Here is a 19,376-nt window from a genome sequence, read left to right as displayed (position 1 = left end):
AAGATCAAAAATGATCATTACAATTATTTAAGCGCGGCTTTAAACCCATTTTTGGGGTCATCCAACAATTCAATAAAACCCTGTACATCTAGTATGGCACACATATGATCAATTACTGTACCAGCAAGCCAAGGTCTCTTACTTCTATCACTTCGCCACTTTACTTGAGATGGTTCGAGCGTAATCGCTTCTGCAACACGTTCACAAGCCACTCCCCAATCAGAGCGATCTAACTGAATAACAAACTTAAAATGCTCTTTTAGGTCACCTTCGTAATGATTAGGCATAACCCATAAAGCAGTATCAACTGTGCGAAGATTAAAATCACCAACATTCGCGACGCCCATAAACCAGTCTGGCTGACCGAATATGGATGTTAGCTTGTCACTTCCGCTTTGGAAGATTCCCCCAAGCTCAACAAGAGGAACCGCCATTTTCAGGCCACCAACATAAAACAACAAGCATTCGAACCGACCCGTTGCCCAAGGCAAAGGATCCGTTTTCGAAATTTTACTAACCGGCTCTAGCTCTGGCTCTGGCTCTGGCTCTGGCTCTGGCTCTGGCTCTGGCTCTGGCTCTGGCTCTGGCTCTGGCTCTGGCTCTGGCTCAATAATACTTGGTGCAATCTCATCAGTTGACAAGTCTGATTCCGAATTTGCTATAGCCTGTTCAAAGTCCTTGAAAGAAGCATCAAGCGACAATAAATCTTCATCACTGAACTCAGACGCTGTAACTTCAGGTTCAGGCACTTCAGGCTCGATTTCTTCAGTCTCAACAACCTCAGACTCAACGACGTCAGAATCACTATCTTCTGATACCTCGTCCTCTGACTCTACTTCAGCAGATTCAGCAATATCCTCACTCACGGATTCCGTTGTAGCGTCTTGCAGAAGATCATCAAGGTAGCGCTGTAAAGCTACTTGAGGACCAATCATATTCTGCTCTTTGTTCTTTGTATCTTTCATAATCAGTTACTATCCCGCTGGGTTCAGCAAAGAATCCTTCAGGCTTGCATAAGCCTTAATTCCTCGGGCATTAGGATCTAGAGCTGAAGGCGCTATACCTGCTGTACTGGCATCCCTTAACTTTGTATCGACTGGAATAACAGAATGCCAAACCAACTCTTCGTAAGTATCCTTTAGATTTCTGAGGCTCTTGTTAGATGCTTGAGTACGCCTGTCGAAAAGAGTAGGAACAATTAAAAATGGAACAGGACGCTTTCTTGCGCGGTTTATCATCGTCAATGTTCTCACCATACGCTCTAGTCCTTTAATGGCAAGAAACTCAGTTTGAACCGGAATAACAAGCTGCTGACAAGCGGCTAACGCATTAATCATTAATACCCCAAGCACCGGAGGACTGTCGATTAATACATAATCATAATCGTCCCACAATATAGCCAGGGTTTTCGAAATAACTAATCCCATACCACCTTGTGATTGAGCATGACGCTCTAACGTTGCCAGCGCAGTAGAAGCAGGCAAAAGGGATAAATTGGGATGACCAGTTTCGAGTATGAGTGAAGCTGGCAAATCTGCGGGAATCTTTCCTGCCGTTTGGAAAAGACTATAAGCACTTTTTTCAATTGAATCAGGGTCGAAGCGAAAATAGCTCGTCAAAGAGCCATGGGGATCAAGATCTATCATCAATACCCGATTTCCGGCATCCGCTAACAAGCCCGCCAAAGAAACTACTGTAGTCGTTTTGCCAACGCCGCCTTTTTGATTCGCCACTGCCCAAATGTGCACTCTGACTCCCCTGATACCCTATGCTATTATTTTGCTTACGAATTCCTTGCAATCATATACAGTAATATACTATTGAAACAAGTAATCATGAAGATTATCAGCGTTACGCTTACTAATTCGTAAGATTACACGGCGATTTTGCTGTCGAGCATAGTCATTTGTGTTTCTCACCTTAGGATGTTCGCTAGAAAAACCAATGGGAGCGATCATGGTTGGATTTACGCCCCGGTAGACCAACTCATCCACAACAGAGGAAGAACGCAAACTAGACAAATGCCAATTCGACACCAAACGCCGAGAATTAACAGGTAAATCATCGGTATTACCTTCAACTAACACGACTGAAGGATAGGCTTTGAGGATATCTGCCACGAGAATTAACAAAGCGACAGCCTCATTAGTCAGCTCATACTCACCTTGCCCAAATAATAAGCCAGACTTTAACTCAAGGCTCACCCAATCCGCAGATTCAGTGACGGATATTTGCCCTGTCGCATGCAAGCCAGAAAATTGATTCTCTACAACCTGACTCAACAAAGAGTACACCGCAGAGGATGTATTTTCTTCAATAGTAGGGACTGCAGCCGGAATCGGTTTTACTTCAACCATCTCACTGTCTTTTGGCTCCCCCACAATGGGCTCACCAATATTGATCGGCTTAATAGACTTCTGAACAGCATCAAACACGCCTTGCAGCGTTTCTTTTAAACGCGCCTCGTCGTCAGAGTTTTTTAATGAGAGTGAATACAAAGCAACAAAAAAGGCAAACAGCAGAGTAATGAAATCGGCATAAGAGAGTATCCACCTGTCACGCCCTTGCGTAGCCTTGGTTGATGACTTAGCCACCACCCTACGACGCTTAGGCACCCTAGATGATTTCTCACTCATAAGCGTTCAACTCAAGCTCTAAACGATATGGGTGTTTGCCTACGGCAATACCACAAATACCATCAATAAGAAGCTGATGATAAAGAAGTTCTTTATCCACATAACCCGTTAGCTTTTTGACAATAGGAAAAATGACCAAATTTGCAAAGCCTTGGCCGTATAGCGTTGAAACAAAAGCAACGGCAATACCATGGCCTAGTGCCTCTGGGCTGTCTAAGTTGGCCATCGCCTGAATCAAACCAAGTACAGAACCCATAATACCTAAAGTGGGCGCATACCCCCCGATAGATTCAATAAATGAGATACTTCTCATGCGCTTATCATGAATTCTAACCGCATCATCATGCAGTCGATCAGAGAGCAAATCTGGGTCTGTGCCATCTATCGCCATCTGTAGCGCTCGCGTAGAAAATTGACTACCTAATGATTCGACATCTGATTCTAAAGCAAGCAAAGAAAGGCGGCGGGCTTTATGCGCTAAGTTATTTAATGTGGATCTGGCTGTGTTGAAATCGTAAACAGGTGGGAAAAGGCTCCACTTAATTAAAGCCAAAGCGCGGATGGCTTCTTGGATACTACTTTGAATTAATGTAGCACCAATACTACCAACAACAACAATAATAGCGGATGGCAAGTTAAGGAGAAGAATCACTTCCCCTCCTCCTAACCAATTTGCTAGCAGTACCGAGCTAAATGCAATCAACAGTCCTGCTAAAGTCACAAAATCCACTAGCTAACCTCGCGCGCTATACGCTCACCAATGTGGTCGAGATCAATAATTTCATCTGCTAGATTAGCCTTTTCGACAGCCATAGGCATACCGTAAATAACACAAGACTCTTCGCTTTGTATCCAGACTTTGGAACCGGAGTTTTTCAACATCCGAGCACCTTCTCTGCCATCAACCCCCATACCTGTCATTACGACAGATAATACTTTTCCAGGGTAGCACTTCGAAGCAGAACCAAAGGTAACATCGACAGAAGGTTTGTAGTTTAGTCGCTCATCGCCATCAAGGATGCGAACACACCCTCCATTTCGAGGATCGATCATCATCTGCTTTCCACCTGGAGCCAAAAGCGCAACGCCTGGTTGAAGACGATCACCATCTTTAGCTTCTTTCACGGTAATCTGACAAATGTTATTAAGTCGTTCAGCAAACGCACCGGTAAATGCAGCGGGCATATGTTGAACCAACACAAGAGGCGCCGAGAAGTCCTTAGGCAGCTTACTCAACACAGCCTGCAAAGCCATTGGACCACCAGTTGAGGTACCAATAGCAACCAAACTAACTCGCTTCCTCATACGTGGAATAATAACGCCACGCTCGGTCACAATAGGCTTGGGAGCCTCTCTTGGACCCAGAGCGGCAACAGGCCTTCTATCTCCAGCAAACCGCGTTCTTGCTACTGCTAAAACACGATCCACTAATGCCCGTTTAACAATTGCCGAATCTCGAGAAATATCCTCAAAATTCTTTGGCATGAAATCGACAGCGCCCGCCTCTAATGCATCTAAAGTAACCTTAGCTCCCTCATGCGTTAATGAGGAAAACATTAAAACCGGAGTCGGCTTTAGCTTCATGATATTAGTTACTGCGGCAATGCCATCTAACACTGGCATTTCATAATCCATAGTAACTACATCAGGAGATAAAGATTGTACCTTTTCTATTGCTTCTCGACCGTCGTTAGCCGTACCAACAACGGTTAATCTAGGATCAGCCTCAAATATTTCAACTAAACGACGTCGAAAAAAGCCTGAATCATCAACAACCAGCACCTTTACAGGCATATCACATCTCCTAAATGAGTAACTTACTACCTAGATGCGTAACACTTAAGCATACTAGGTACATCCAGAATCAATGCAATACGACCATCACCAGTTATTGTTGCACCAGCCATGCCGGCAGTTCCTTGCAACATTTTACCTAATGGTTTTATAACCACTTCTTCTTGGCCAACCAACTGATCAACAACAAACCCGACTTCACTCATCCCAACTTGCACAACAACCACATGAGCTTCGGATGGAAGTTCTGCACTGCCGTTATTTTTGATCAGCCAGCTCTTAAGATGGAAGATTGGTAGCGTCTTCCCTCTAATAACAACAACTTGTTGACCATCAACGACGTTGGTTTTTTTCAGGTTAAGATGGAAAATCTCATTAACACTAACCAGCGGGAAAGCAAAAGCCTGATCAGACAATGTCACCATTAGAGTCGGCATAATCGCTAACGTTAATGGCACCTTAATGATAAATCGAGAACCTTGTCCCAATACGGATTTAATCTGCAACGTACCGTTAAGCTGAGAAATTTTCGTTTTAACAACGTCCATTCCCACGCCACGACCAGATACATCGGTAATCTCAACTTTCGTTGAGAAGCCTGGTGCAAAGATTAAATTGAACGCCTCTTCATCAGATAAACGCTCAGCCGCATCAGCATCCATTAAGCCTTTTTCGACCGCCTTACGACGAAGAACATCAGGATCCATACCGGCACCATCATCTTCGATAGACAGTAGAATATGATCCCCTTCCTGCTCAGCAGAAAGAACAACATGTCCAACTCTTGGCTTACCTTTCGCTTCACGAACATCTGGCGCTTCAACACCATGGTCAACTGAGTTTCGAACCAAGTGAACAAGTGGATCAGCAAGGGCTTCAACTAAGTTTTTGTCTAAATCTGTTTCTTCGCCTCGAAGCTCTAAATTCACTTCTTTTTTCAAGTTACGAGCCAAATCTCGAACAACTCGAGGGAACTTACCGAATACCTTCTTAATGGGCTGCATTCGGGTTTTCATGACCGCATTTTGCAAGTCACCGGTTACCACGTCCAAATTAGAAACCGCTTTCCCCATAGACTCGTCATCACTTTGCAAGCCGAGTCGTACAAGTCGATTTCGAACCAACACCAACTCACCGACCATATTCATTATGTCGTCTAATCGCTTGGTATCAACACGAACCGTGGCCTCTTGGGTAACAGGAGAATTAGCAACTTTCTCTTTTACATGCTCTGGCTCTTCAGCGGGTTTAGCCGCTGCTTTTGGTGCAACTTTAGGCTTAGCAGGCGCCGCTTTTGGCTCTGAGGTCGCCTTTGGTTTTGCTTCAGCTGCCGGTTTATCTTCTTTTTTAGACTTCTCTTTGCTCTGCAAAGTATCTAATAAAGACTCAAACTCATCTTCTGTAATGAGGTCTGACTCATTGTCAGCAGGTGCTGAATCACTGGCGACTTTTTCATCTTTTTTAGATGGCGCGCCATCACCGTGAAGCTGATCTAATAAGGCTTCGAATTCATCTTCCGTTATCTCATCGGAATCTGAAGGCGCTGCCGCTTCACTTTTCTGCGTATCATCAATTCCTGGTGCGCTATTACCGTGTAGCTGATCCAATAAGGCATCAAATTCATCTTCGGTAATTTCATCATCTGTTTTCGCATCGGATTCAGATGCTTTAGCAGTATCTGCTGTCTTTTCAGGAGCATCACCAAGCGCATCAAGCAAAGACTCAAATTCATCGTCAGAAATATCTTCGGGTTCGTTCGTTGCAGCAGGCTCTTCCTTCGCAGGCTCCTCTACCACCTCATCCTCGTCCTCAACAATTTCTTCAGCTTCTTCAGCGTCGTCGTCCTGAGCAGCAAGCTCTTCTGCAGTAGGCGGTTTTGCATATACAGCCAGCGCTGCAATCAGCTCTGGTGAAGCAGGCTCTGGCTCACCACCAGAACGAACCACCTCGAACATTTCGTTTACAGCGTCAAGCGCCTGCAAAACAATGTCCATCAAGTCAGAATCTATTTTACGCTGACCGTTTCTTAAAATATCAAAAACGTTCTCAGCATAATGGCAACAACCAACTAAGGCATTTAATTGTAAAAATCCAGCACCACCTTTTACCGTATGAAAACCACGGAAAATAGCGTTAAGCAGTTGCTTGTCGTCAGGATTTTGCTCTAAATCTACTAATTGCTCGGAAAGCTGCTCAAGAATCTCACCAGCTTCTACCAAGAAATCTTGTAGTATCTCTTCATCGACCTCGAAACTCATCCTCAGCTCCTTCTAGAAACCAAGACTTGATAGCAAGTCGTCTACTTCGTCTTGACTATTCAGTACTTCAGGGTTGTTTTGTTTATTAATAGCTGGGCCATGTCCACGAGTGTCATCGTGTTCAGACTCTTTCTCTTTGTGTTCAATTCCGGAGATACTATCAACGCGTCCAGCAACAGCAACGAGATGCACAAGTTTTTCTTCTACATCACGAATTAAATCATTCACTCTAGCGATAACTTGACCTGTTAGGTCTTGATAACCTTGCTCTAGAAGAATTGTGTTGAGGTTTGAATGCAAGGTAGTGGCACTATCGTCCGCATACGATAAGAAGACATCAATACGTTTGTATAAGTCTCTAAATTCTTGCGGTGTTAAATCTCGCTGAATCAAACGACTCCAGTCTTTGCGTAGCTCTCTCGCCTGGCTTTGTAGTTCGCTAGCGACAGGAACACTACTATCAACCATATCCATGGTTTTATTAGCAGCTGCACTAGTCGTTTCGATAACATAATTCAATCGATCCGAGGCATCAGTAATTTTGGTAACAGACTCGCTCCCGCCCTCACCAACAACAAGGTCCATTGAATCAACCTGAAAATCACGAATAGCATCATGCAAACTTCGAGTTAAAAAACCCACTTCGTTATAGAAACTATTATGACGGGCTTCGCTCAGCTCTTGAATCTTTTTAATTGCACCACTAAAGTCACCGACTTCAATGTAATTTAAAAGCTCAACTGCGCCGTCTTTAACTAGATTTTCAAAATCCCCTAGTCCAGATCCCAATATCTTTGACATCTACATTTCCTATTTCGCAGCATCTATTCGTTCGAATATTTTCTCAATTTTTTCTTTGAGAGCCACCGCAGTAAACGGCTTAACAACATAACCATTCACCCCAGCCTGAGCTGCAGCAATAATTTGGTCACGTTTCGCCTCTGCCGTTACCATAAGAACAGGAATGCTTTTCAATTTTTCATCTGCACGCACGGCACGAAGTAATTCGATCCCTGTCATACCTGGCATATTCCAATCGGTAACGAGAAAATCAATCGTACCGGCTTGAAGTATGGGTAACGCAGTCGTCCCATCATCAGCTTCGACTGTATTGGTAAACCCTAAATCCCGTAGTAGGTTTTTAATGATTCGTCTCATTGTCGAGAAATCATCAACAATTAGGATCTTCATGTTTTTATCCAATGCAACCTCCACACCCTAAAGGTAATATTACACAACTCATAATTAATCTCGCCAATCGCTTAATCTAGCTTTCAATCTCATAGCCGCTTGACTATGAATTTGACTAACCCTTGATTCACTTACGCCTAACACTGCACCAATTTCTTTCAAGTTAAGTTCTTCATTATAATAAAGTGACAAAACTAACTTTTCTCTTTCCGGTAGGTTATCAATTTCTATTGCCAATTGATTTTGAAATCCGCCTTCTTCAACTAAAGAATATGGTGCATTTTCAACTTCGGATTCAACGCTATCTAGATTATTTGTATCAGAGTCTAGCATTTCTTCATAGCTAAACAACTGAGTAGACATAGATGAATGAATCATTTCATGATATTCATCCATCCCTATATTCATATGCGCTGCTACTTCCATATCTGAAGCTTCTCGTCCCAGGGTCGCTTCCAATTCTTTTATGGCGTTAGCAACTGCTCTACCATTTCGTCTTACTGAACGAGGCGCCCAATCTGTTTTTCGCACCTCATCCATTATAGAACCGCGAATACGGATTCCCGCATAAGTTTCAAAGCTGGCACCTTTCGTAGACTCAAAGCGTTTATACGCCTCAATTAGCCCCATCATGCCAGCTTGAATCAAATCGTCTATATCCACACTATCAGGCAATCTCGCCAATAGGTGATAAGCAATTTTTTTCACTAAATACCCGTATTGTTCAACAATCGCATCAATTGAGAGCGTTGCTTTTTTGGAGTATGTGTTATATCCGTTTTTGGTCTGCATAAAAATAGTCTAAGCAACCTTTACCATTTAAGTTAGTTGCGCTAACTAACTGTACTACATAGTTTGGCGCAACGCTTTCAGTAATAACATAATTTTACTAACTACCATACTTTAGTGACCCATAAAGCTGACTGTAGTGTTCTGCTGTATAAACAGCTCTACTAATCAGGTTATGAGCACGAGCAGGTTCGATATCATCAGGTATTCTTTGTCCATCTGCGATATAAACAACAGGAAGACCTTCTTCAATAACTACACTAATCGCTTCACCAAGTGAAGCTGATTCGTCAAGCTTACTTAAAACACACCCATCAAGCTGCACCTGTGAATATATTTCAGTCACGGTTTTCAGAACTTGTCTTTGGCTTGTGCAAGGCAATACTAATAACTTCTTAAGGCTGGCCCTTGCTCGTTTCATCATTAACAATTGGCGCTCAAGATTAGAATCTCTTGGATTCATACCTGCCGTATCAACCAATACCAAAGAGTAATGCGCGTATTTTGCTAACACTTCATTTAAATCTGAATACTCATTAACAACTTCAACGGGAACATTTAAAATACGCCCAAACGTTCTCAGTTGTTCATGAGCAGCAATTCGATAGGTGTCTGTTGTAATTAATACAACACCTTCAGAGCCATGTTTCAATACGTGCTGGGCAGCAATTTTACCGATTGTGGTTGTTTTACCAACACCAGTAGGGCCCATAAAGGCAATACAGCCGCGTAATTCATTAGAGCCTGAGCGAATAGGTATATAGTCAGCCAAATGTGCCAATAACCTATTCCAGTCATCCTCACGGCCTTTTAGATCTATATCATCCATCAGTCTAGACACAACAAACTCAGACAACCCTAACCCTTTTAACTTTTCGCGGGCTCGAGTCTCAACAGAAGATTCTTTGGCAGAGCTACGGTTGTCATTTTGCTGATGCTGCTCCAGCATAGCCCGAACACTTTTCAGTTCGCGCTCCATGTCCTGCAATTGCTTAGCATTATCACTATTTTTAACAGATAAAGCCTCTTCAACAACTGGATCTTCCTTATCTTCAGGCAGTGGCGGCATTTCAATCTGAGAGTTTTGACGCGGTGAAGTATAGGAAGGTGCGTCATTCTGAGGTGGCGTGGTTTGTTGCTTGGCTCGTTCTATGCGTTCTAAATAATTCGCACTAGGATCGACCGAAGTGTCAGGGCGCGAAGAGCTTGAGCTCGAACGTTTAGACGACATGCTAGAAGGCAAAGATCCATCGTAATCTAGAGCGGCAACAATTTCTATCTCGCCTGTTGGCAGACGTTGATTTGACAAGATAACCGCATCAGGACCTACGGCGTCACGAACTTTCCGTATCGCTTGGCGCATGTCTGGTGCTCGAAACCGCCTAATTTGCATGAATACCTTAATCCTTACAGTTTATTTTTCTTACAAATCCATAGCTTACCCGAAAGATTCCGATAAATATAGATACAATATTTTACAGAAAACTGGCAATTACTATTGACCAATAACCCCCACGACAGTAATACGTTTATGATCTGGAACTTCTTGATAAGAGAGTACAGACATATTCACCATACCATAGCGCATAAAACGCGCTAACATAGGGCGAATCGGTGCAGATACGATCAAAATAGGTGTATTACCCATTGCTTCTTGTTGCTCTGCCGACTGTCTCAAAGAAGTCTGCAATTGTTCTGCCATTTGCGGCTCTAGAATCAAAGCTTCTTCATTTTTAATTCCAGACTGTTGGCTTTGTTGAACCGTCTGCATTAACATTTTTTCTAACTGCGGCTCTAAGGTCAATACAGGAATCTCTTCAACTCCATCCGCCAATGTTTGAATAATTAATCGGGACAACGATGTCCTCACGGCCGCCGTTAATATCATAGGATCTTGCGTTTTAGGCTGTACCCCCATTATCGACTCAGCAATAGTGCGCATATCTCTTAGAGGCACACCCTCTATTAATAAATTCTGCAACACTTTCAGCAACACACTTAATGGCACCGTATTTGGAACTAACTCTTCCGCTAATTTAGGGTTGTACTGTTTCAACAAACTCAATAACTGCTGAACCTCATCGTGACCAATTAATTCATACGCGTGTTTATGCATAATCTGGTTAATATGAGTCGCCACGACGGTACTTACATCCACTACCGTATAACCATACGTCTGCGCCTGATCTCTTTTCTTTGGATCAATCCAAACAGCATCTAAACCAAATGACGGATCTTTGCCTGCGATACCATCAATAGAACCAAAAACTTGGCCCGGATCGATCGCCAAATCTTTATCTGGATGCACTTCCGCCTCAGCTAAACTCACCCCCATCAGGGTGACCCTGTAAGCATTTGGCATCAAATCCAAATTATCTCGAATATGAACACTAGGCACCAAGAATCCCAAATCTTGGGACAACTTACGGCGCACACCTTTTATTCTAGCCAACAATTCGCCACCCTGCGTTTTATCAACCAGAGGAATTAAACGATAGCCAACTTCTAAGCCCAGCATATCTACAGGAGCGACATCGTCCCAACTCAAATCTCTCACCTCAGCAGGGGCGGAGCCTTCTGCTGGCGTTTTGGTCGCACTTTTGGTTCCTTGATTTAACTTTTGCTTCTTACGGTACTCTAAAAAGTACGCCAACCCACCCAAACAAGCGGCTAACGATAGGAAAGAAAAATGAGGCATGCCAGGCACAATCCCCATAATAGTCATCACGCCCGCGGCGACATACAGCGCCTTTGAAGACCCAAACATCTGGCGAACTACTTGCGAGCCCATATCGCCAGTTTCATTTACTCGGGTCACCATGATGGCCGCTGCAGTAGACAACATCAAAGAAGGCAGCTGAGCCACAAGACCATCACCAATGGTTAATAACGAATAGCTTTCAATCGCTTGCGCAAAAGAAAGGTCATGCTGTGCCATACCAATAGATAAGCCACCAATGATATTGATCCCAAGAATCAACAAACCGGCAATCGCATCACCTTTAACGAACTTTGAAGCACCATCCATAGAACCGTAGAACTCTGCTTCAGAAGCAATTTCCATCCTACGCTGCTTAGCTTGGTCAGCATCGATCATGCCCGCATTCAAGTCTGCGTCGATGGCCATCTGCTTACCAGGCATCGCGTCCAAGGTAAAACGAGCACTCACTTCAGAAATACGCCCAGCACCCTTTGTCACTACTGCGAAGTTAATAATCATTAAGATGGCGAACACAACAAAACCAACGACGTAGTTACCGCCAATCACCACTTCACCAAAGGCTTGGATAACCTTACCAGCGGCATCACCACCTTCATGACCATTCAGCAAAACCACACGCGTGGACGCAACATTAAGCGCCAGTCGCATCAAAGTAGATACCAGTAGCACCGTTGGAAACACAGCAAAATCCAATGGTCGCATGGAATAAATAGCGACCAAAAGCACCACAATCGCTAAGGCAATATTGAAGGTAAAAAGAACGTCGAGTAAAAACGCGGGGATAGGAAGAATCATCATCGCTAAAAGCGACAACAACAAAATAGGAATCCCTAGATTCCCACTAAAAATACCTTGAACCTGTCCAGTAAATCGAGCGCGGTCAAAATTCACACGGCACCCTTATTGGAGGAAAATACACAAAACATAATTAACTACCGTCCCACTGAAATTCATCAGGCACATCTAAGTTTGGCATAGCTTCTGGCTGCGGTGCCCCCATACGAGCATTACGCAATTGATACACGTAAGCCAGCAATTGCGCCACCACTTTAAATAACCCCTGCGGTATTTCCTCACCAATTTCAGTATGATGATACACCGCCCTTGCCAGAGCGGGTGATTGTATCACAGGGATATCATAGTGATTGCCGACTTCTCGGATTTTCAATGCAATAAAATCGCCACCTTTTGCAAGAAGAACAGGAGCCGCACCACTCGCTTGATCGTATTTCAACGCGACCGAAAAATGCGTCGGGTTCGTTATAATAACATCCGCATCGGGCACGTCAGACATCATTCGATTCATCGCAGCCTGGCGCTGCAACTGACGAATGCGACCTCGTACCATAGGATCACCTTCTTGCTGCTTAAATTCGTCTTTCACTTCCTGCTTAGTCATTTTCAATTTTTCTTTATGCGACCAAACTTGGAACGGCACATCAATAGCAGCAATCAGCGCCAAAGCGAGCGTAACAAAAATAAAAGACCAAATAACAATATCTATCCCATGTGAAATAGATAATTCAATAGACTGAAAAGTCAGCCCCAAAGTTTCCGGCAAAAAATAATTTAGTACTATGGTGGCAACAACGCCCACCAGCGTGACCTTGGCAATCGACTTAAGCAACTCCACCAAAGACTGCACCGAAAACATTTTTTTAAGCCCTGCTATAGGGTTCATTTTGCTCAATTTCGGCGTTAATGGCTCCCAAGCGAAGTTCAATCCCCCCAACGCTATGCTGCCAACAATCCCCGCAACAGCAAGCACAGACATTAGCAGTACCATTGAGTCCATCATAGTCACAACCGAATCATACAGATGAAAAATCATACGACTCAGATCGAATGCGTCCGCCCTTTCAAGCAAAAAATTAAAATCGAACAACACCGCCAGATCTCGAACAAGAAGCGTGCCTGTCCCGTAAATCGTCGCGGCAGCAACAATTAGCAATAGTGCAGCACTAAGGTCTTTAGACCTGGGAATATTACCTTTATTACGCGCATCCTGAAGTTTTTTACTACTGGCACTTTCGGTTTTTTCGCTACCGTCTTCATTTTCAGCCATGTAAATGAACCCCCCAAGTCACCTTTAGCCAATCGATTAACTCGCCAAAGAAAAGCAAATATATATTTAAGAAATCATCCAGCATGATCCAGAAGAAGAACAGCGAAAACAACATAATAATAGGAAAGCCAAGCGCAAATATATTCAATTGAGGCGACGCTTTAGCAACCACACCAAACGATAAGTTAATGACCAAAACAGCAACCGCCAACGGCAAGACAATAAGCAGTGCTTTTTCAAACATCCACCCACCCAAAGAAACAACTTGCCAATAGCGCTGACTATCAAAACCACTACCAATCGGCCAATAATTAAAACTCTCAGCCAAATACTCTATCATCACAAGATGGCCATTTGTGCCTAAAAAAGCAAGCGCAACCATAGACAAATAATACTGACCAAGCGTCGCGACAGAAATACCATTCGCTGGGTCATTAGACATAGCAAAACCCAAACCCGCTTTCATAGCAGCAAGCTGACCTGCCAAAGAAAATAACTGAAACAAGATAGTAACAACAAAGCCCAATACAAAACCGACCACCAGCTGCTCGGCAATTAAAACAATATAAGCAGGAGAAATAGGGTCATAAGCAGGGATATTTATAACTGGCGTTACAATGACAGCGATAAGAAAAGAAAACGCAATACGTACGCGTGTATTTACCAGACGACTGCCAAACAAAGGCAACGCCATAAAAAAAGCACCGATACGAAAAAAAGGCAAAAGAAAGCTAATAGTCAGGTTAAGTAACTGATCAGGATTAAGCTCTAACATCAGCCTATTATCATAGGAATATTAATAAACAAGTTTGTCGTGAAGTCCATAAGCTTAGTCAAAATCCACGGCCCTAGTTGCATAATTACTAAAATAGTCACTATTAACCTAGGCAAGAAAGATAAAGTTTGCTCGTTTATTTGCGTTGCGGCTTGAAACACACTCACAATCAAGCCGACTAATAAGCTCGGCATCATGACGACCCCAACAATCAAGACAATCAAATAAAAACCTTGTCCATATAGATCTAAAACTACCTGAGGGTCCATAGCTAAATCCCGAAACTCGCCGCCAAAGTCCCCATAATCATAGACCAACCATCAACCATCACAAAAAGCATGATTTTGAATGGTAAGGAAATAATGATAGGAGAGAGCATCATCATACCCATTGCCATCAAGACACTGGCCACCACCATATCAACGATCAAAAAGGGAATGAAGATCATAAAACCAATTTGAAAGGCGGTTTTCAATTCACTGGTAACAAATGCAGGCATCAAGATAGTGAAAGGCAAGGTTTCCATCGACTCGATCGTCCCCTCTCTACCCGCTAACTTAACAAAAAGAGCAATATCATCTTCTCTAGTTTGAGCAAGCATAAAGTCCCGCACAGGAACGGACGCAGCCTCAACGGCTTGAACCGATGTCATCTCCTCATTTAAATAAGGCTGTAAAGCAACCTCATTCACTCGATCCAATGTCGGTGTCATGATAAATAACGTTAAAAACAACGCCATACCAATCATAATTTGATTCGATGGTGTTTGCTGCAAACCAATCGCCTGACGCAGAATCGCTAAGACAACAATAATCCGTGTAAACGCTGTCATCATCATTAAAGCCGCTGGCAACAAGGTCAGCGCAGTCATGATAAAGAGAATTTGTAACGACACCGAATAATCTTGACTGCCATCAGGGTTGGTGACCACTTTCACCGCGGGCAATCCAACTTCAGCCCAAGACATTCCTGGCGATATCAGCAACAAAAGCAGAGCAAGACGCATCATGTCGCATCTCCATCATCTTTTTTCGCTGCCGTGTTTTCTCGATCAACTTCTTCCATCACAGAAGCAAATGATGTTGCTTTTGGTGGAAAACTTCGTAAATGACTAATAGTCTGAGGCGTCACCCCAATTAACAAGCGCTCACCCTCCACTTCAACCAACATGAGCTTTTCTTTGGCGCCAAGGGACTGAGCACTAATAATTTTGATATCAGATTTCCCAAGCTTCATTTGAGCAAATTGAAAACGTTTCATTAGCCAAAGGCATGCAGGTATAAAAGCGATAACAAAGATAAGAGAAAGAACAACTTTCCAAATGGATGAAGTCACAGACATATCTTGCGCACCAGCGGCGCACAAATACGGAGACGCCATACAAAGTATGGCGATAGAAACACGGTCAAAAGAAAAAAAGCTCAATATATACTACTTAAGTCGTCTAATACGCTCGCTCGGACTAACAACATCGGTCAAACGAATACCGTATTTGTCGTTAACTACCACCACTTCGCCATGCGCAATCAATGTGCCATTAACCAACACATCGAGAGGCTCACCAGCAAAACGATCAAGTTCCACAACCGAACCTTGTGTTAGTTGCATCAAATTGCGGATCGCTATTTCCGTGTTACCCAATTCCATAGAGAGGACAACCGGAATATCCATAATTAGATCAAGATCAGACCCAACACCACCACTAGGAACAGCAGGATTCGAAAGTGTTTCTAACTTAACAGGCTCAACTTTTTGCTCTGACATTGCTGCCGCCCATTCGTCTTCGATACCTTCGCTATCTTCTGATTCACCAGCTTCAGACATTGCAGCTGCCCATTCATCAGCTAAATCTTCATCCATTCCTGCTGCGTCTGGATTTTGTTCTTCTGCCATGTTATTTCGTCACCTTCGTTTTAAAACTTTCTTCCATTTGTACTGAATAGCGTTCGTTACTCACCCCTAACTTGCCTTTAAATGTAGGTACACCATTCGCACGAACAGTTACAAATTCAGGCATTTCTATCGGAATAATGTCACCCGCTTTAAACTTTAAGACGTCACCTAAAGATATTTTTCTATTGGCCACATTTACCGACAACTTAACATCAATATCTTTAACATCTTGTTCAAGAGATTTGCCCCAACGGTCATCTTTTTCATCAACGTCACTCTGTACACCAGCGTCAAGCAACTCTCTTACGGGCTCGATCATAGAATAAGGTAACGTGATATGAAGCTCACCACCACCGCCATCCAGCTCAATATGGAAAGTGGATACCACCACAACTTCGCTAGGACTAACGATATTCGCCATTGCAGGGTTTACTTCTGAACTAATGTACTCTAGTTCAAGCTTCAATACAGGAGCCCACGCTTCGGTTAAGTCAACAAACACCTGCTCTAACATTAACTGAACGATTCGAATTTCTGTTGGAGTAAATTCTCGACCTTCTATTTTTGCATGTCGACCATCGCCACCAAAAAAATTGTCTACTAACTTAAAAACCAGTTTAGCATCAAGAATAAAAAGCGCTGTACTTCTTAAAGGGCGAAACTTTACCAAATTCAAACTAGTGGGAACATAAAGGGTATGAACGTATTCACCAAACTTCATTACCTGAAGACCACCAGATGAAACATCGGCGGTTCGGCGAAGCATGTTAAACAAACTAATTCGCGTATAACGAGCAAATCGTTCGTTAATCATTTCCAAGGTGGGCATACGCCCACGCACAATACGCTCTTGACTGGTGATGTCATACGACGCAACGCCATTGGCGTCTCGGTTATCCTCTTCTGCAGGCTTTTCATCAGCGCCATGTAAAAGAGCATCGATTTCGTCCTGTGATAACAGATCTTGAGCTGACATAATTTTATTGCATCACAAAGTTAGTAAATAACACAGCATCAATTCCCCCTTGACCAGTTTCCTGCTCAAGAATGCCATTGATTGCATCAAGGGCTGCATTTTTTAATGCCATTTTCCCTTCAGCGGTTTGTAACTCATCAAACGATTGGCTTGAAAAAAGCAGCACCAAACTGTTTCGAATCAAAGGCATGTGTAGGGTTAGGGCATTAATCTGTTCGACATTTTTAGACTTCACAGACATATTAAGCTGCACATAACGCTGCCTGCCATCGACCATGAAATCCACCGTGAAAGCGGGATCTAATGCTAAGTAAGTTGAAGGCTCATTTGCTAATGCTTCCTCAGTAGACTCTGTAGACTCATCAGAGCCACTAAATAAGAAAAAATACGCAGCTGCACCACCACCAACCAACACTAGAAGAAGAGCAATAATGATAATAAGTTTTTTCTTACCACCAGACTTCCCTGCTTCTTCACCAATATCCAAACCGTCTTCTTCAGCCATACTCATAAACCTTAGGTGTATCAAATTCTTTTACAGAACGTTTATCACGCTCTTATGCATGAACAATTCCCTATTCTACAAAGAATCAAACATAGCACCATCAATTTCTTGAAAGTTTAAGCGTAGTAATCAACACCTGACGCTGAAACATACGATAAATTGCTTGAATCCAACTCTTCCTCAAGCTCATCATTGCTAGCCAGCAACCCTTGCGAAGAGCCATTGCCTCGCTCACCTGCCCTATCTTGCGCGCCAGAAGTGTCTTGCTGGGAAACATCCACATCAGCACGACTCAAATCCATTCCTTGCTGAGCAAGCATATCTCTCAAGCGACCCATCTGGCCTTCTAGCAAATCTCTTGCTTGAGGCGTTGCGGCAATAAAACTAATCTGAGTATTCGAATCACTGTCCACAGAGACTTTTACCGTTAAACTTCCAAGCTCCGGTGGGTCCAAACGGATGTGCGCGGTATGACCTCCATCACGAGCAATCCAAGCCACTTTTTGAGTCATCTCATTGGCCCAACCAGGATGACCAGGTGGCACACTCATGGTCAAATTATTTTGAGGCGCCATAGCAGACGCATTCGCTGCAACAACAGCCGCTCGGTTTACATTGTTATTGTGCAACGAACTATTTAAACCTCCAGATGAATTATCATCAGCAAAATTGCCATCGATTTGCGCTGACATTCGACCTATCATGGCCTCCTGTTCTTTTTTACGCAATTCAATCGGCTCGTTTAGCAGTACACCATCATCCGTTAGCAAAGCATCACTAAGCTCAACGCTATCGCCATCTAATGCAGTAGCCGCTCCAGCCCCTAACAAAGCAGTAGGAACCGCTCCTGAACGAGCTTCTTTATTGCCAACCGTTCCAGCGACAGCTGCAGCGCCACTAAGAACTTTAGACGAATCCACTCCAGACTCTCCAGTCGCAGAACCTGAAGCGGCTTTAGTAACAGGATTCGCCATTTGAGATAAAACCCAAGACAAAGAGCTTTCTTCACCCTCCAAGTCTGTCTCAACGCCCTCTCCGGAAGATTCAACCAAACCAGATTTAGAAGTCAAACCATCGCCACCAGCCACAACGGACTTTAGCCCCGCTACTCCAGCAAGGTTTTCACCGCTGACAGTAGCAGTACTAGATGCATTTGCGGTCTTAGCAATCGACTCATTTTTCATGTCTGGTGTCTTTTGAGACAACACGCCAGTCGCGACCACCTCACCACTATCAGAATTTTTTACGGACTCAGCTTCTGCAGCAACCAACTCAGCATCCGAATTCACAGGACTAACCAGTTCAGACTCTGAATTTAAACTGTTAGTAGCCGGTAATGTTGAAACAGGCACTTCTGCATCAGCGGAAACAGCACCAGAAGCCCCTTGAGCAGGAGCGACTTCACCTTCACCCTGCAACTTTTTGCCGCTGCCATCGGCTTTGATGTCGTTATTTTTGGAGGAGACAGTTTGATCAGTAAGGCCACTCTTCCCATCAGAAGAACGGTCACCTATTGGTGTTGAATCATTCTTTGGCTCTTTCGTTGTCGCTACTTTGTCAGCACTAGAAGCCTTTGTTTCAGCTGCTGGCGACTGTGTAGATGCAGAAGAATCACCACGCGAGGAAGCCTTATCAGAAGCAAGAGTACTTTTTGCTCTATTAAAGTCGTTCGCAAAAGCATCGCCGCTCTTAGAAGGCGCCTTAGTCGAAATAGGCTTTTTAGGTGGTATATTTGAAGATAAAGACAATACCGAATTTGAGTCTGTGCGCAT

20 protein-coding genes are annotated in these 19,376 nt (G+C 43.5%); all 20 read right to left on the bottom strand.

The genetic code is table 11. The features are described from left to right. Window positions 1-23 precede the first annotated feature (23 nt). The 20 genes from DFP75_RS11000 to DFP75_RS10905 all read right to left on the bottom strand — a co-directional run bounded on the left by DFP75_RS11000 (window position 24) and on the right by DFP75_RS10905 (window position 19,376). Complete coding sequence (locus DFP75_RS11000) at window positions 24-965, bottom strand: chemotaxis protein CheW (protein ID WP_110575559.1); 942 nt, start codon at window positions 963-965, stop codon at window positions 24-26. Window positions 966-974: 9 nt separating this feature from the next. After that, the gene (locus tag DFP75_RS10995; protein ID WP_110575557.1) at window positions 975-1,748 is read right to left on the bottom strand and encodes a ParA family protein; all 774 of its coding nucleotides are present in this window, start codon (window positions 1,746-1,748) and stop codon (window positions 975-977) included. Between the two features lie 69 nt (window positions 1,749-1,817). Continuing rightward, window positions 1,818-2,636 (bottom strand): OmpA family protein, encoded by an 819-nt coding sequence (locus DFP75_RS10990; protein ID WP_110575554.1) that lies wholly within the window; start codon window positions 2,634-2,636, stop codon window positions 1,818-1,820. Then, window positions 2,629-3,366 carry a flagellar motor protein gene (locus DFP75_RS10985; RefSeq protein WP_110575552.1) on the bottom strand — a complete coding sequence of 246 codons (738 nt, stop codon included), beginning with the start codon at window positions 3,364-3,366 and terminating at the stop codon, window positions 2,629-2,631. The genes DFP75_RS10990 and DFP75_RS10985 overlap by 8 nt, the downstream gene beginning before the upstream one ends. Next, window positions 3,366-4,430, bottom strand: coding sequence for a protein-glutamate methylesterase/protein-glutamine glutaminase (locus tag DFP75_RS10980; protein WP_110575550.1), 1,065 nt, complete (start codon window positions 4,428-4,430; stop codon window positions 3,366-3,368). Before DFP75_RS10980 ends, DFP75_RS10985 begins: the two co-directional genes overlap by 1 nt. A 26-nt stretch (window positions 4,431-4,456) precedes the next feature. Next, window positions 4,457-6,688, bottom strand: a complete 2,232-nt coding sequence (locus tag DFP75_RS10975; protein ID WP_110575548.1) for a chemotaxis protein CheA — start codon at window positions 6,686-6,688, stop codon at window positions 4,457-4,459. 12 nt (window positions 6,689-6,700) lie between these two features. Further along, entirely contained in the window at window positions 6,701-7,489 is a 789-nt protein-coding gene (locus tag DFP75_RS10970; RefSeq protein ID WP_110575546.1) for a protein phosphatase CheZ, read from the bottom strand. A 9-nt stretch (window positions 7,490-7,498) separates the two neighbouring features. After that, window positions 7,499-7,879 (bottom strand): chemotaxis response regulator CheY, encoded by a 381-nt coding sequence (locus DFP75_RS10965; protein ID WP_012071097.1) that lies wholly within the window; start codon window positions 7,877-7,879, stop codon window positions 7,499-7,501. Between the two features lie 54 nt (window positions 7,880-7,933). Then, window positions 7,934-8,671: an RNA polymerase sigma factor FliA gene (locus DFP75_RS10960; RefSeq protein WP_110575544.1), complete on the bottom strand. Its 738-nt coding sequence runs from the start codon at window positions 8,669-8,671 to the stop codon at window positions 7,934-7,936. 97 nt (window positions 8,672-8,768) lie between these two features. Next, a complete protein-coding gene (flhF, locus tag DFP75_RS10955; protein WP_110575542.1) occupies window positions 8,769-10,061 on the bottom strand; it encodes a flagellar biosynthesis GTPase FlhF in 1,293 nt (430 codons plus the stop codon). A 102-nt stretch (window positions 10,062-10,163) separates the two neighbouring features. Continuing rightward, window positions 10,164-12,281, bottom strand: coding sequence for a flagellar biosynthesis protein FlhA (gene flhA, locus DFP75_RS10950; RefSeq protein WP_110575540.1), 2,118 nt, complete (start codon window positions 12,279-12,281; stop codon window positions 10,164-10,166). Window positions 12,282-12,318: 37 nt separating this feature from the next. Then, window positions 12,319-13,455, bottom strand: coding sequence for a flagellar biosynthesis protein FlhB (gene flhB / locus DFP75_RS10945; RefSeq protein WP_110575537.1), 1,137 nt, complete (start codon window positions 13,453-13,455; stop codon window positions 12,319-12,321). Next, window positions 13,448-14,230 (bottom strand): flagellar biosynthetic protein FliR, encoded by a 783-nt coding sequence (gene fliR, locus DFP75_RS10940; RefSeq protein ID WP_110575535.1) that lies wholly within the window; start codon window positions 14,228-14,230, stop codon window positions 13,448-13,450. Before fliR ends, flhB begins: the two co-directional genes overlap by 8 nt. After that, window positions 14,230-14,499 carry a flagellar biosynthesis protein FliQ gene (fliQ, locus tag DFP75_RS10935; RefSeq protein WP_110575533.1) on the bottom strand — a complete coding sequence of 90 codons (270 nt, stop codon included), beginning with the start codon at window positions 14,497-14,499 and terminating at the stop codon, window positions 14,230-14,232. Before fliQ ends, fliR begins: the two co-directional genes overlap by 1 nt. A gap of 2 nt (window positions 14,500-14,501) precedes the next feature. Then, the gene (fliP, locus tag DFP75_RS10930; RefSeq protein ID WP_110575531.1) at window positions 14,502-15,239 is read right to left on the bottom strand and encodes a flagellar type III secretion system pore protein FliP; all 738 of its coding nucleotides are present in this window, start codon (window positions 15,237-15,239) and stop codon (window positions 14,502-14,504) included. Continuing rightward, window positions 15,236-15,655 carry a flagellar biosynthetic protein FliO gene (gene fliO, locus DFP75_RS10925; protein ID WP_245927038.1) on the bottom strand — a complete coding sequence of 140 codons (420 nt, stop codon included), beginning with the start codon at window positions 15,653-15,655 and terminating at the stop codon, window positions 15,236-15,238. Before fliO ends, fliP begins: the two co-directional genes overlap by 4 nt. A gap of 6 nt (window positions 15,656-15,661) precedes the next feature. Beyond that, the gene (fliN, locus tag DFP75_RS10920) at window positions 15,662-16,123 is read right to left on the bottom strand and encodes a flagellar motor switch protein FliN (protein WP_110575529.1); all 462 of its coding nucleotides are present in this window, start codon (window positions 16,121-16,123) and stop codon (window positions 15,662-15,664) included. Between the two features lies 1 nt (window position 16,124). Beyond that, window positions 16,125-17,099: a flagellar motor switch protein FliM gene (fliM, locus tag DFP75_RS10915; RefSeq protein WP_110575528.1), complete on the bottom strand. Its 975-nt coding sequence runs from the start codon at window positions 17,097-17,099 to the stop codon at window positions 16,125-16,127. Window positions 17,100-17,103: 4 nt separating this feature from the next. After that, window positions 17,104-17,604, bottom strand: coding sequence for a flagellar basal body-associated FliL family protein (locus tag DFP75_RS10910; RefSeq protein WP_110575525.1), 501 nt, complete (start codon window positions 17,602-17,604; stop codon window positions 17,104-17,106). Window positions 17,605-17,720: 116 nt separating this feature from the next. After that, window positions 17,721-19,376 carry a flagellar hook-length control protein FliK gene (locus DFP75_RS10905; protein ID WP_110575523.1) on the bottom strand — a complete coding sequence of 552 codons (1,656 nt, stop codon included), beginning with the start codon at window positions 19,374-19,376 and terminating at the stop codon, window positions 17,721-17,723.

Origin of the sequence: Marinomonas alcarazii (assembly GCF_003208215.1) — a bacterium.
In the GTDB taxonomy this organism is placed as follows: Bacteria; Pseudomonadota; Gammaproteobacteria; order Pseudomonadales; family Marinomonadaceae; genus Marinomonas; species Marinomonas alcarazii.
Note: the sequence above shows the minus strand (reverse complement) of the source record. Positions and strands in the feature narration are given on the sequence as shown.

Bases quoted from the DNA above. Each gene is read 5' to 3' on its own strand.
- DFP75_RS11000 (WP_110575559.1), bottom strand. From the start codon at position 965: ATGAAAGATACAAAGAACAAAGAGCAGAATATGATTGGTCCTCAAGTA.
- DFP75_RS10990 (WP_110575554.1), bottom strand. From the start codon at position 2,636: ATGAGTGAGAAATCATCTAGGGTGCCTAAGCGTCGTAGGGTGGTGGCT.
- DFP75_RS10980 (WP_110575550.1), bottom strand. From the start codon at position 4,430: ATGCCTGTAAAGGTGCTGGTTGTTGATGATTCAGGCTTTTTTCGACGT.
- DFP75_RS10975 (WP_110575548.1), bottom strand. From the start codon at position 6,688: ATGAGTTTCGAGGTCGATGAAGAGATACTACAAGATTTCTTGGTAGAA.
- DFP75_RS10970 (WP_110575546.1), bottom strand. From the start codon at position 7,489: ATGTCAAAGATATTGGGATCTGGACTAGGGGATTTTGAAAATCTAGTT.
- DFP75_RS10965 (WP_012071097.1), bottom strand. From the start codon at position 7,879: ATGAAGATCCTAATTGTTGATGATTTCTCGACAATGAGACGAATCATT.
- DFP75_RS10960 (WP_110575544.1), bottom strand. From the start codon at position 8,671: ATGCAGACCAAAAACGGATATAACACATACTCCAAAAAAGCAACGCTC.
- flhF (WP_110575542.1), bottom strand. From the start codon at position 10,061: ATGCAAATTAGGCGGTTTCGAGCACCAGACATGCGCCAAGCGATACGG.
- flhB (WP_110575537.1), bottom strand. From the start codon at position 13,455: ATGGCTGAAAATGAAGACGGTAGCGAAAAAACCGAAAGTGCCAGTAGT.
- fliR (WP_110575535.1), bottom strand. From the start codon at position 14,230: ATGTTAGAGCTTAATCCTGATCAGTTACTTAACCTGACTATTAGCTTT.
- fliQ (WP_110575533.1), bottom strand. From the start codon at position 14,499: ATGGACCCTCAGGTAGTTTTAGATCTATATGGACAAGGTTTTTATTTG.
- fliP (WP_110575531.1), bottom strand. From the start codon at position 15,239: ATGATGCGTCTTGCTCTGCTTTTGTTGCTGATATCGCCAGGAATGTCT.
- fliN (WP_110575529.1), bottom strand. From the start codon at position 16,123: ATGGCAGAAGAACAAAATCCAGACGCAGCAGGAATGGATGAAGATTTA.
- fliM (WP_110575528.1), bottom strand. From the start codon at position 17,099: ATGTCAGCTCAAGATCTGTTATCACAGGACGAAATCGATGCTCTTTTA.
- DFP75_RS10910 (WP_110575525.1), bottom strand. From the start codon at position 17,604: ATGGCTGAAGAAGACGGTTTGGATATTGGTGAAGAAGCAGGGAAGTCT.
- DFP75_RS10905 (WP_110575523.1), bottom strand. From the start codon at position 19,376: ATGCGCACAGACTCAAATTCGGTATTGTCTTTATCTTCAAATATACCA.